The 13602-nt window shown below is 52.1% G+C and carries 7 protein-coding genes and 1 rRNA gene; 3 read left to right on the top strand and 5 right to left on the bottom strand.

Translation table 11 applies throughout. The features are described 5' to 3' along the window. Positions 1 to 28: 28 nt before the first annotated feature. Positions 29 to 144, top strand: a 5S ribosomal RNA gene (rrf, locus tag EPD17_RS09035). Between the two features lie 73 nt (positions 145 to 217). Here the strand turns inward: rrf and EPD17_RS09040 are convergent. The 3 genes from EPD17_RS09040 to EPD17_RS09050 all read right to left on the bottom strand — a co-directional run bounded on the left by EPD17_RS09040 (position 218) and on the right by EPD17_RS09050 (position 7001). Continuing rightward, positions 218 to 1633: an amidohydrolase family protein gene (locus EPD17_RS09040; RefSeq protein WP_204743384.1), complete on the bottom strand. Its 1416-nt coding sequence runs from the start codon at positions 1631 to 1633 to the stop codon at positions 218 to 220. Between the two features lie 71 nt (positions 1634 to 1704). Further along, positions 1705 to 4158 (bottom strand): DUF5686 family protein, encoded by a 2454-nt coding sequence (locus tag EPD17_RS09045; RefSeq protein WP_132053575.1) that lies wholly within the window; start codon positions 4156 to 4158, stop codon positions 1705 to 1707. Positions 4159 to 4391: 233 nt separating this feature from the next. Next, complete coding sequence (locus EPD17_RS09050; protein ID WP_132053577.1) at positions 4392 to 7001, bottom strand: T9SS type B sorting domain-containing protein; 2610 nt, start codon at positions 6999 to 7001, stop codon at positions 4392 to 4394. A 205-nt stretch (positions 7002 to 7206) separates the two neighbouring features. On the opposite strand from EPD17_RS09050, the gene EPD17_RS09055 reads away from it, so the two are divergent. Both EPD17_RS09055 and EPD17_RS09060 read left to right on the top strand, forming a co-directional pair. After that, the gene (locus EPD17_RS09055; protein ID WP_114236102.1) at positions 7207 to 7446 is read left to right on the top strand and encodes a hypothetical protein; all 240 of its coding nucleotides are present in this window, start codon (positions 7207 to 7209) and stop codon (positions 7444 to 7446) included. Positions 7447 to 7677: 231 nt separating this feature from the next. Then, positions 7678 to 8643, top strand: coding sequence for an alpha/beta hydrolase (locus EPD17_RS09060; RefSeq protein ID WP_165929576.1), 966 nt, complete (start codon positions 7678 to 7680; stop codon positions 8641 to 8643). Between the two features lie 46 nt (positions 8644 to 8689). Here EPD17_RS09060 and EPD17_RS09065 read toward each other — a convergent pair whose 3' ends face one another. Further along, positions 8690 to 12304: a response regulator gene (locus EPD17_RS09065; protein WP_132053581.1), complete on the bottom strand. Its 3615-nt coding sequence runs from the start codon at positions 12302 to 12304 to the stop codon at positions 8690 to 8692. After that, positions 12301 to 13527, bottom strand: coding sequence for a hybrid sensor histidine kinase/response regulator (locus EPD17_RS09070; protein ID WP_132053583.1), 1227 nt, complete (start codon positions 13525 to 13527; stop codon positions 12301 to 12303). The genes EPD17_RS09065 and EPD17_RS09070 overlap by 4 nt, the downstream gene beginning before the upstream one ends. Positions 13528 to 13602: the final 75 nt, after the last annotated feature.

A 13602-nucleotide genomic window follows, 5' to 3' on the forward strand; every position in this document is an offset into this window, starting at 1 on the left:
CTTGCTTTCCAGTATGTCAAACAATATTGATGGTGGTTTTTCCGAGGGTGTCCACCTCTTCCCATACCGAACAGAGAAGTTAAGCCCCTCATGGCCAATGGTACTGGAGTAGCAATGCTCCGGGAGAGTAGGTAACCGCCAATCTTATTTACATCAATATTAAAACAGCCTTGCACAAAAGTGTAAGGCTGTTTTGTTTTCAGGCATATAGGTAAAACTAAGGCAATGACTCCTCCTTCCGTTTCTTATCTGCAATTGCTTTCAACACCGCTTCCCGCCAACTGTTATCGAGCCATTTGCCTTTCAACACAACGCCATCTATATTTTTGATGTGCTCAATGTTTTGCAATGGGTTGCCCTCAAGTAAAATCAAGTCAGCCGGTGCACCTTTTTGGATGGATCCCCACTCCGATCTGCCATAAAATTTCCCAACCGCAACCGTTCCACTATATAATGCCTGGTAAGGGGTGAGTCCTGCATCGACCAGATACCGCAGTTCGTGGTGCGTTGAAAAACCCGGCACATTAAACACCTGCGGCGCATCAGATCCCAGGAGAAGCGGCACCCCAGCATCCTGGCAGGCTTTAATCAGTTCGTTGCGCAAAGCAATGTATTGCGGCATGGCTTCCCTGTTATAACCTGCGCCTTCTTCCATGCTTTGCTTGGTACGCACCCAATTAGCTACCGTTTTTGGCGACATATATTTCATTTCCGGTTCGGCTGCCCGCTGGGCGGCATTTTGCTGCGGCGAAAGCCAACGCACCGCTAATGCTTGGGTGGGCACTACCCATGTACCTTTCTTCTTGAGCGCATCCATCAGTTTTTGGATGTGCGTCTTATTCGCTTCTTCAAAAATGTTGGTGGCAAACAGGCCATGGCTTCCTTCCGCAAATTGCTCCTTCCCCGGGATGAGGGCTTCCACAAAACCATCCAAGTGATCAATGGTAAGGATGCCCATTTCAATTGCATTCCAAATGCCCACGTCCGAAGGTACGTGTCCCGCGAAGGGAATGTTTAATTCTTTAGCCGTTGCAGCCATTGCCTTAAATGCATCGAGTTTGATACCGGGATGTATCTTCAAAAAGTCATAACCCGCCGCCTTTTGATCCCGAACCAGCTGCGCGGCTGCTTGGGGCGTGGGTGCACTGTTTCCATTGAACGAAGGACCGGATGTGAAAAAGGTGGGGCCAATGACGGAACCGTTCTGAATGCTTGCACGCAGCTCCAAATGTCGTGGATGCCCCAGCATACCACGGATTGTGGTGATGCCATTTACCGCAAACAAGAGCAACACTTCTTTCATCGCCTCCACATCATCGGACGGCGGCACATGTGCATGCATTTCTGCTAAGCCGGGCATCAGATATTTGCCCTTTCCATCAATTACCTTAGCGTCCTTGCCCCACTGCACTTTTCCTTCATCGCCCATCGCATGAATCACACCATTTCGCACCACCACCGTCTGGTTGGGCAGCACAATTTCGCCGTCCATGGGTATCACATTTACCGACCGGAAAACCAGCTCCTGAACCGGCGGCACCGGTGGGATTTGCGCAAATAATTTTGAATGGAAAAACGAAGCAAAGATCAACAGGTAAAGGGCTGCCGGCATCAGGCACAATCGAGGTTTCATATTTTTGGCTTTGGGTTACCAAAAGTTACGCAAACTCTGGAAACCAAAGAACTGAATGCAGCGAACAAGAATCAGAACCAGCGGTTGCGCCGTTTATCCCATGTAGTGAAACCCACTTTTAATTGCACCGGGTTGTGAAACTGGTTGGCCATAGAGCCCACCACGTAGATGCCAACTTTAAACTTGTCGAGCGGATTGAACGGCGACTGGAATGCCCGCTCAACACCGGCAAAAAGTTCGGCGTAGCGCAGGTTGCGTTCCGGCGCAATCAAAAAACCGGCGCCACCCATTTCGCGGAGCTGCAGCCTTTTCAGGAGCGGTATTTTATTTAAAAATAAGCCGTTGAATTCGTGCACATAATGGCTTTCCACATAACGGCTGAACAGGGCAAAAGTGGAGTCCAATGCCTGGAAGGATTTGTGCGGGTTGAGGAATAGAAACGGGTCGCCGCGGCGCTGGAACTGGTAATCGATCAGGCGCAACTCAGGCCGGCGCACAAACGAACCGGATTTTACCGTGTATTTTCCCAGCCCCATCAAACCCAGGTTGAGGTGCTGCTCCGCGCCGTATTCTATAAAATCAAACGACACTTTACTATTTAAAGTTCCCGGAATCCCTTTGCGCCACAACGCATAAAAGGTGGGCCATTTTGAACCAAGAATTACCTTCTCCCTTGGCTCGCGGCGAAAACGTTGGAACGGGGTGTATTGCAATTTCACTTGCCCGTATAATGCATTGTATGGTGCAAATGCCACGGCAAAATTGTTGTCGAGCACATTGCCAAAAACGCTGTCCACCAAATGGCCCGTGCGGTAACCGGCCACTGATCTGCGAAATGCGGTCTCCAACTCGGTGTGCAACATGAGGCCATTTACCAGTTCCAACCCATGCGCTACCTGCAGGTAGTTATTCAGGTAAATGTTGTTGCGCTTGATCATATTGATCCAGGCGTCGCCTTCGGTAATGGCCTGGAAAGCCCGCCCACCGCTGATTTCGTAATAACCGCGGTTAAACGGATTGTAAGTGCGGCGCAATTTTATAAAACCATTAATATCGTTGTTGCGGATGCCGTAACTGATATTGTTGTCGAGGAAAATATCTTTCCGCGACTTGGCCGTTTTTTTAAAAGCAAACGCAACGTTGATGCGGCTGCCGCCAAACGCTACGGGCTGGTACAAGGAAACCAGCGAAGGCAGGTGCCAGTAGCGTTCCTTTTTCCGGGCCCAAAACGACTGGCCAAACAGTCCCAGTTTTTGCCAGGTAATGCGGTTGATCTGGCGCTCCAGCGAATCGAGGTATTGGTCCGATTGCATGAAAGTATTCAGGCTATCGGTGTGGCGCACCAGGCGGGCCTCGCGGTTATTGAGCGGCGCCAGCCGGGCGGTGGTCCATAACGAAGTGTCCTGCTCATATGCGGTTGCCGCCGTGCTGCTCACTTCCTGGCCAAAATAACGGTCGGGAAATTTGCGGTTGAGCTGGTAGCCGGAATAATGAATTTCTGTGTGGCCGGAAATGGTATTGCGGGCACCCTTTACATTGTAGCGAAATGTCTGTTTCTGGAGCATCCACGCCGTTTCATTTACAAAGCGGTAGTCCTGCTCCACTTCAAAAAAGTTGTACTCCTGCAAGTGGTATTCTGGAAAACGAAAACGGGTGTGCAAAATAGCCCAGGCACTGTCCGAAACTGTTATTTCACCTTCCACCGTGGCATTGGTTAGCTGGCGGGGTTCAACTTTAATGGTGTAAATGCGGTGTTTGCCGCGGCGCACCGTTTTGATCGTTTTAAACTTATAAGCCACCAGCCCGGCACTGCTCACCGGCGAAACAAATGGGGTGGGCGCCAGCCCCGGAACTTTGATTTGGTTCTTGTAAAAATCAAAAGTGCCCTCGGTAGCCGATAGGTAAAACAAGTTTTTGGCATTGCCGGTGCTTTTTACGCCCAGCCGCTGCTCTTTTAATTTCGAACCCTGCACATCCAACTGCAACAACACTTCGGTCAGCTGCATGCCCTTCAGGTCGTCGGGCAGCGGCGCATTGCGGCCTTGCTGGCGGCGGAGTTTGCGGGCGGCCACCTGCGCCGAATCCTGCCGCGTTGCTTTTACATACAATTGCACCGAATGCGGGCCGGCTGCGGCGGTAATGGAATCTTTTTTTGCTACCAGCGTCCGCATCACCTCATCGGCGCGGTCCCTAATTTTGGCTTGCACCACTACACCGGACAACTGCTGCGAGTGGTCGTCTTCCATGATGATCTGGATGGTGGTGTCGCTGTAAATAGCTATTGGAATGAGCGGGCAGCGGTGGTTTACGCTGCTGGTTCGCAAGGTGTACCGGCCGGCTTCCAGCAGCAGTTCAAAGCTGCCGTTTTCTTTACTAACAATACCGCGGCCCAATTCGGTTACCACGATGCTCGCCGACGACAGCGGCGAACCTTTGCTGTCGGTAACGGTGCCGCTCAGCCGAACCTGTTGTGCGCCGGCCGCGCAAAAAAGCAAAGCGAATATGGTGGTAAAAAAAAGCCGCATGGTAGCCTGCAGTTGCGGCACAGCACATCGAATGCTCTTTTACTTTTCTAAAAAGAAAACGACTGTTTTGCTGCGCCGAACTGGTATTGAGGTTCGTTTAAAATGGCATCGGTTTACTCCATGCCAAAGCGGCCCGCAAGGTACGGTCTTTTAAAACCCGTCGGTTTCAATTTCGATGAATTAGAAAACCCTTTTGTTAAAGGGCATAAAAAGGGGATGAATGCGGAATGGCACTAACGCAGCAGGGTAACGGTGCCTTTTTGTACATGGGGCTTTCCATTAAAATCAACAGCCTTTACCAGCCACACATATACGCCGGGGCCCTGCGCCTGTCCACCAATGGTGCCGTCCCAACCACGGCCGTCGCGGCTGCTGAACACCAGCTGCCCCCAGCGGTTGTACACCGAAAACAGCTCCAGCTGGCGCATGCCTGCCGCCAATGGCCGCAGCAGGTCGTTGAGGCCGTCATTGTTTGGCGTAAAAGCAGAAGGCACAAAAACCGTGGCGCCTGTTTCAAAAATGCGCACCTCCAGCGAAGCTGTATCGCTGCAGCCTTCCGGCGTTTGCACTTTTACGGTGTATCGGATGCGGCCACCCATGCTTTCGGTGTACTGGGCAATGGGGTTGGCAATTTGCCCATCATTCAGGCCAGTGGCGGGTGTCCATTGGTACAAGTCGCCACCCGATGCCTGTAACTGCAGTGGCTGGCCCACAATCACTGTGGTGTCGCGGCCGGCAAAAGCCTGCACCGGTGCCTGCACCCGCACTTGTACCGTATCGTAAGCAGGTTTGGGACAACCCCTATTTCCAATGGCAGTGAGCACATAAGCGGTTGTGGCCGTAGGCCGTGCATTGGTAGACAAATTGGTTGGATTGGAGAGCGTGGTGCCCGCTGACCACGTAAACCTGTTGCCATCGCTACTGCCTTGCAGCAATGCCGCGGTATTGAAACAAATCACGGTATCCGCGCCGGCGTTTACCATCGGGTAAGACACTGTGTAAACATTAACCGAAGCCGTTTCCGTGCAGCCACCAATCTGGCCCGTGACTGTATATTTTGTAACTGGATCAGTTGGTGTAATAAAAGGGTTCGCAACATCGCTTTCTAGCAAAGTAGTTGTGGGTTGCCATGCATACCGCAATGCATTGGAAATGGTTCGCAATTGCACCGTATCGCCCAAACAAATAGTCGTGTCGGCACTAACCTGCAAGCGAACGCCAGCCTCAACCCGCACCAAAACAGAATCCTGGTTGATGCAGCCGTCCTGGTTGAGTTGTGCCACAAACAGGGTAGTGGATCGTGGTGTCGCTACGGCGTTTCCGGTGGTGCCACCGCTCCTGATGCTCGTTTGCGGCGTCCATTGGTAGTTGCCGCTGCTGCGGGCCTGTAGCTGCACTTCGTCGCCAATACAAATGGTTGTGTCCCTAAATGCAAGGTTCAGTGGCGGTTTATCAGTAATGCCTACCGGCTGCAGGGCGCTTGCAGAACAGCCTAAACTGGTAGCAACAGTCAGCCGTACCTGCCGGGTGCCGCTACCGCGAAAAACAAAACTGGGCGATGGGGTAGACAACATCGCTTCGCCTTCGGTATTGCTGCCAAAATCCCAACTCCACGAATCGATCCGGCCATAGACCGTGGTGCTTTGGTCGGAAAACTGGGTGGGCCGCCCGGCGCAAACACCTTCGGCGGAAAATTTGGGCAGCAAGCCGGGATACACCCGCACCGGCGCCGTGTTGGAATCGGAACATTCGCCGCCACGGTTAACCACCAGTTTTAATTGGTATAAACCGGTATCGGCAAACTCGTGGTTAAATGCCTGCGTTGTGGAAGCCGTCACCGTTCTGCCCAACCGGTCGAGCAATTCCCAGTTGTAGGTGCGGATCAGCGGGCTTACGCTGTTATTGGTCGCGTTCAATGTTTTAGATGCTTCGCAAAGCTGGTAGCTTGCCTCCAGCGAAGCGGACGCAATGGTGCAAGAAGCGATAAAAATTTGCAGGTCTTTGCGTTGCACCGCAATAACCCGCCCGTTGCGAATTTCCTCCACGCAAACCGTTACCACGTACACACCTTCATCCGGCGCAGTGCCGGTGATGAGGCCGGTGCTGGTATTGATTTTTACATTAGGACCCAGCGGCGAGCCGCCCGAAAACGCATTGTTGTATGGTACTGAATTATACGGAGGCGCATCGGGCGGCACCGACATGCCGTTGCGAAAATTACCGCCCTGAAACGCATCGCAAAAAGAATAACGCAGCTCATCACCATCCGAATCAGTGGCTGCAAAGGAGTAAGAAAAGTTGTTGTTGGCACAGATGGCCACGAGGTCGGAGCCCACAAACCGGGCACTGCTGTTGACCCAGGCGTTGCCGGTATTGGCGGGTATTTCAGCAGTATAGGTAGCACCGATATTATTGTAAAAAGAAACCAGGTTGCGGATGCCGGCTATGCGGTACACAAACTGCGCAGCAATCTGGTAGCCGCTGGCCGATGGCGGCAGTGTTGCTACAAACTCGTAGTAGCCAACGTTATAGCAAACCAGCGGCGGATCGGTAATGCATTTGTTCGGGTCCGTTAACTGGATGGTTTCGGTGCGGGCCAGGTACACGCTGTGGTCGGAAACACGGGCACCTGTGCCTTTGGTAAAAATAGAAATGGTGGTGGGATCATTAAAAGTGCGGCCGCTGTTGCAGCGCATAAACACCTTTACCGTAATGCGGTATTCATAATTGCCATTGTTGTTGCCCAACAGGGTATAATAGATTTCGCCACCCGTAATGTGGTCGGCCCATGCCGCAAACGGCAACAGCAACAGCCCGCAAAAAGTTAGCAACAGCCGGTTCATGTGGTTAGGTATGGCAAGCGAAAAGTGTAGTTGGGTGCCTGCTAGGGCACTCCCTTTGAATTTACACCTAATTGTGGAAAATGGATCAGTGATGGATACATATTTATTTCCATACCACTGCCCGTGCAGCCCCAATCTTACTTGGCAAGGAAGTTGAATAAGGAGAAAACATATTCATCAACTCTTAAAAAGGGAGGATTATTTTATGCCTACAAATCTTAACCCCGAGCACAAGGAAGGAAAAGTAGCAACTGCTATCGAGGAGCAAACCGCAAAGCTCCCATCCGATCTGTTTTTATGGGCAGCCCTGGGCTCCATGGCTGTATCGCTGACCCTGCAAATCATGGGCAGGAAAAAAGAAAGCTTGTTTGTTGGACAATGGCCTGCACCGTTTCTGCTGTTAGGCTTGTACAACAAAATTGTAAAGCTGGAAGGTCACGATTAATTGGACCGATGTTACAACTGGTGCCCAGCACCATTCAAAGTAAATGCACGGTTAACCTTGAGGGTTAGCCGTGTTTTTTTTGCGTAAAAAATAGGTTTTCTTCGATACAGTAAAACTAGCCTCTCGCTATTCAAAACCAGTGGTGGCGCAGAACCTATTACGTCCTATCTTGTATTTCCCTATACGATGCTGTTGCATCTTTTGCTCAGTGGGGAAAAAGCCACGCTGTTTATGAAATACCTGTCTGCTTATAGTTTGCTCTTGCTCGTTTTGCTTGCCGGTTGTAAAAAAGAAAACGATGCGGCATCCAACCGCACCACGTTTGCAGTGGAAAAAGCCGTGCAATACGGCGCCGCCAACAACTGGCTGGGGCAGCAGCAGGCTTTGGAAATGGATGTGTACCTGCCGCAAAACAACCGGCCTGCCAACCCATTGCTGGTGGTGCTGCACAGCGGTGCTTTTTACACCGGCACCCGCGATGAGCTGAATACTTTTTGCGAATATTTTGCCCAGCGGCATTTTACCACGGTAACCATTTCATACCGGTTGGGCTGGAACCTGGGCAGCGGTACCAATCTTTGTGGCGGCAATCCATATTCGGTTATACAGGCGGGTTACCGCGCCACGCAGGACCTCAATGCAGCGCTGCGTTTTTTAGTGGCCAATGCTGGTCAATACCGCATCGATACTTCCAAAATTTTTATAGGTGGCACCAGTGCCGGGGCTATTGCCGCACTTTCTGCCGCATTTTTTACACAGGCCGAGTTTCGCTCATTTTACCCAAATATTGAAAATGAGCTGGGCGGGCTGCAGGCTTCGGGCAATAATTTGCCGGCCGATTACCGCATTAAAGGCGTGCTCAATATGTGGGGCGGATTGATGAACCCTTCGGTAATTGAAGCCCGTGATGCCATCCCGGTAATCGGGTTTCATGGCTCTGGTGATGCGGTAGTGCCTTATGCGCAGGGCCCGTTTGTGGGCTGCACCAATTATCCGGAATTTTTCGGGTCCAAATCGGTGTACGATGCACTGCAGGCAAGGGGAGTAGCATCGGTGCTGCACACTGAAAACAGCTCCAACCACGGCGTGTACAACATGGAATACCTGGTCAGCAACAGCTATTGTTTTTTGCAGGCGCTGCTCGCCGGTCAAAAGCCCACCGGCTCCTTCACCAACCAACCCGCCACCTGCGACTAAAAAACTGTTGCTTCTCTACAAACTCTCTCCTTCCGACTTCCGACTCTTACTGGTACAACCACACCCGCAGCAGCGAAAGCAGCTGGTCGATGTCAACTGGTTTGGTAATATAATCCGATGCGCCGGCTTCAATACATTTTTCGCGGTCGCCGGTCATGGCTTTGGCCGTAACGGCAATGATGGGCAGGTTGCGGTAGCGGCCCTGTTTCCTGATTTCGCGGATCGCCTCGTAACCGTCCATTTCAGGCATCATCATATCCATCAGCACCAGGTCAATTTTGCCCGTGGTTTCCAACTGCTTCAGCGCATCACGGCCATCAATAGCCGAAACTACCTGCACGCCTTGCTGTTCCAATGCCTTGGTCAGCGAAAAAATATTCCGCACATCGTCATCGGCAATCAGCACGGTTTTGCCGCGCAGCACCTCGCCAAAAATGCTCATTCGGTTGTTGCGCCCCGATGTGCCGTCTTTTTTATTTTCTTCCACCAGGTGCAGAAACAGCGACACCTCGTCGAGGATTCGTTTATACGAGTGGGCGGTTTTTACCACGATCGAATCGGCAAATTGCTTGATGCGCACCTCTTCGTTGTACGAAAGGCTTTTACCCGTGAAAATGATGATGGGCAGGTTTTCCAATCCCGGTGTTTTTTTCACCTGCTCCAAAATTTCGTAGGAACGGTTTTCGGGTACACCCATGTCCAGGATCACGCAATCCACTTCTTCGCGGTTGAGCGCCGAAATGCCTTCTGAAACCGAATTGCGGATCTCTGTGTGTACTTCAAAGCTTTTCAGGAAAAAAGAAAGCGCCTCCGCATGTTTTTGGTTTTCCTCTACAATCAACACCTTTTTGGGGTTGCGGCTGAGGGCTTCTTCAATTTTGCGAAATACGCCGCTCAGTTTTTCAAAGGCAACCGGTTTGTTGATAAAATCGACGGCGCCCTGCGCAATGCTTTTGGTGCGGGCTTCCTGGCTCGACATGATGTGCACCGGGATGGCCCTTGTTGCGGGGTTGTTCTTCAGCGCATCCATTACCTCCCAGCCGCTTTTTACCGGCAGTTGCAGGTCGAGCAAAATACCCAGCGGGTGGTAGCGCTCCGCCAGTTCAATGCCCTCATCACCACGAACGGAAACAATTCCTTTATAACCATTTTTCCGGCTGTAATCGAGCAGGGCTTGGGCAAAATGCGTATCGTCTTCAACAATCAGGAGCACTTTGTCGCCGGCTTCAATTTTATCGCGGTCGTCGGGGATGGGCGCAGGAATGGTGCCGGTAAAACGGGCAGTGATGGCAGGCTGCGGTTCCGGTGCTTTTGGTGCAGACTCGGCCGGCTGCTGGTCTGCTTCTGGGTCGGCTTCCAGGGCCACAACCGATGGTTGGGCGGGCTGTGCTTCCGCATCGGCTTTTGAAAGCGGCAGCAGGAGCGAGAAAGTGCTGCCTTTTCCTTCCACGCTTTCCAAAGTAATTTCTCCGCCCAGCAAACGGGCCAGTTCGCGGCTGATGGAAAGACCCAAGCCGGTGCCGCCGTATTTGCGCCGTGTGGAACCGTCGGCTTGTTGAAAGGCTTCAAAAATGGTTTGCTGCTTTTGCGCAGCAATGCCAATACCTGTGTCTTTTACCGCAAAGGAAACGTGCTTGTCATCGGGCTGCGATACCTGTACCTGCACCGAACCTTTAGCGGTAAATTTCAATGCATTGCCAATCAGGTTGCGCAGGATCTGTTCCACCCTTAGCCTGTCGGTTTCAATAATATGGTGCATGCCCTCGGCCACATGCACGCTGAACTCCAACCCCTTTTCAGCGGCCATGGGTTTGAACATGCGCTGGAGGTCATCGACAATTTCCGGAAGGGGCACCATCTGGTATTCCAGTTCCATTTTGCCCGCCTCAATTTTCGACAGGTCCAAAATTTCATCGATCAGCGTTAGCAAACCGTTTCCGGAGCTTTGGATCACCCGTGCATATTCCACCTGGTCGTTGCTCAGGTTTTGTTCGTTGTTTTCGGAAAGCAGCCGCGACAGGAGCAAAATGGAGTTGAGCGGCGTACGCAGTTCGTGGCTCATGTTGGCCAAAAACTCCGATTTGTACCGGGTGCTTTGTTCCAGTTGCTCAGCGCTGGCTTTTATTTCCAGGTTGCGTTCCAGGATCAGTTGGTTGCGTTCTTCCAACAGGCGACTGCGCTCTTCCAGTTCTTGGTTGGCTTGCTGCAGTTCTTCCTGCTGCACTTTCAGTTCTTCTTCCGAAGCCTGCAGTTTTTCGGCTTGTGCCTCCAGTTCGGTGTTAATGTTTTCAAGCTCGCTGTGCTGCGCCTGCAATTCTTCCGATTGGGCCTGGGTTTCCTGCAACAGCTCCTGCACCCGCAAACGGCTATAAGCAGTGTTCAGCGCAATGCCAATATTGTGCGCCGCCGATTTCAGGAACACGCGGTCTTCGGCGGTGAACGGCTCCAACGACGCCAGCTCAATCACGCCCAGAACTTTTTTCTCAAAGAAAATAGGCAACGCCAGCACATGGGCCGGGGTAATGGCGCCGGAGGCAAACGATACCGTGTAGCGCTCAGGAGCCACGCCTTCCAGTTCCATGATTTTACCCGACGCCGCACTCTGGCCGGCGAGGCCTTCGCCCAGTTGGAGCAGGTGGTTTCTATGGTTCACTGCCAGCGCAAAGGCGCTGCTGATGCGGAGTTTGCCATTTTCCAGTAAATAAAATGCGCCGGACTGGCTTTGCGTATAACGGGCCAGGTAGCCAATAATGTGTTCGGTTAAAACCGGTAGATCTTTCTCGCCGACAACTTCGTCGTTCAGGCCGGCCATGCCGGTTTGCTGCCATTCTTTTTGGGCCAGTTGGTTAAACGATTCGTCGAGGGAGCCGGCCATTTTATTGAGCGATCCGGCAAGCGAACCCAGCAGGTCGCTGTTTTCATCGGTAACGCGGATAGTATAATTGCCGGCGGCCACTTTTTCAGCCACATCCTGTATAATGTTGAGGCGCTGTGTGATCTCGATGTCTTTTTGCTGCAACTCCTGTTGCATCGCCAGCCGCCTGTTAAAGTCGGACAGGACGCGGAAAAAGGAAACGATGGTAACGCCAATGGCCAGGAGCGATGCGATAACGATGAGCAGGGGCGTGCTGGCCGCAAATTGCCGTTGGGTGGCGGTGCGCAGTTCCAGTTGGGCCTGTTCGCGCTGCGTCATGCGTTCCACAATCATGCGGGCTTTTTGCATGGTTTCCCGGCCAATCATAAAGCCGTCGAGGTACAGCGGTTCGTTGCGGTATTTTTCCTCCAGGCGGGCCTGCAGCGAATCCAGCCGTTGCCGCACAACCATCGTAAGCTGGCTCACATCCTGTTGTTGCGCTTCACTATCGCGGGTCAGTTCCCGCAGTTCCCGGATGCTGGGGTCCAGCTTTCCAATAGCGTCGTCGTACGGTTGTAAAAAAGCATCATTGCCCGTGATTAGAAAACCACGTTGACCGGTTTCTGCATCTTTCAACAGAGAAATGACGCCTTCCAGTTTAATGATGACCTGGTTGGTATGGCTTACTTCCTCGGCGCTGCGCAGCAGGCCCCGGATGGAAAAATAGGAGGCAATGGCGCTCAGCAGTAACAGGAACAGGGAAAGGGAGTAACCGGTGAGCAGGTTGCGTTTAAACGTAGCGCTCATAGCGATGTATAATCTTTTTTATGGGTCGTTGGGTTTGGCAGCGGCGAAATGTTGGATTGAAACAAGGGCAGGAAAATGACAAATGTGGCCCCTACGCCTTCGCTGCTGTGTGCAGAAATATAACCGTGGTGCTGGTCGATGATTTTTTTTACAATGGCCAGGCCGATGCCGGTTCCTTCAAACTCCTCGCGGCCGTTGAGCCGCTGGAACATGCCGAATATTTTTTGCACATACATTTCATCGAAGCCGATGCCGTTGTCCGACACCGAAATACGGCACCAGTTGCCGTCTTTATCGGGTGGCGCATCTTCGCTGGGCGTTCGCACTTTTTCGCCCCTGATCTCAATGATTGGCGGCTCGTCTTTTTTGGAAAACTTAAGCGCATTGCTCAGCAGATTTTGAAACACCTGGCGAATTTGTCCCGGCGCCACTTCGGCGGTGCACAGCGGCGAAACCGAAACCTGTGCGCATTTTTCCCGAACGGCCAGCTCCAGGTCGGAGAGCACATCTTGCACCAGTTGCTCCAGGTCGGTAGGGATAAAATCAACCGACTGGGCCACCCGGGAGTATTGCAGCAGGTCGTTGATGAGGGTGCGCATGCGTTCAGATGAGGCAATGACCCTGTTCATCAGCCGCATGGCATCGTCGTTTTCCTGCAGGAATTTTTCCGAGATCATGTGGCTGAAGGTCAGGATCTTGCGCAGCGGCTCCTGCAGGTCGTGGCTGGCCAGGTAGGCATATTGCTGCAACTCGGTATTGCTGGCTTCCAGCTCTTTATTGGCCTGCAGCAGTTCCTTGGTGCGTTCGGCCACTTTTTGCTCCAGCGTGGCGTGGGCCTCGTTCAGCGCTTTATTTTGCAGATACAGCTTTTGGAAGGTTTTTACTTTCAGCAGCAGCAGGTCGGGGTCAAATGGCTTGGTGATATAATCGACGCCGCCCGATGCATAACCCTGCGTAATGAATCGTTTGTCGATATTGACCGCCGAAAGAAAAAGAATGGGAATGTCTTTGGTTTTGCTGTAGCCGGTAATAGTTTCCGCCACTTCGTAGCCGTCCATGCCCGGCATCTGCACATCCAGTATGATGAGCGAATACTCCTGCCGTAAAATTTTTTTTAATGCTTCCTCGCCGGAAGCCGCGGTGTCGACCTCAAACCGGTGCAGCTGCAACAGTGTTTTTAGGGAAAACAGGTTCTCGGAAGTGTCGTCAACAATCAGGATCATGATAAGTGCATAAAAGGGAATGACCTGTCATCTATTTATATGGCAGCAATTGGCCGGGACTCATTTTTACCCAAC

The sequence above is a fragment of the Pseudocnuella soli genome, from assembly GCF_004347775.1.
Taxonomy (GTDB): Bacteria; Bacteroidota; Bacteroidia; order Chitinophagales; family Chitinophagaceae; genus Flavisolibacter; species Flavisolibacter aquaticus.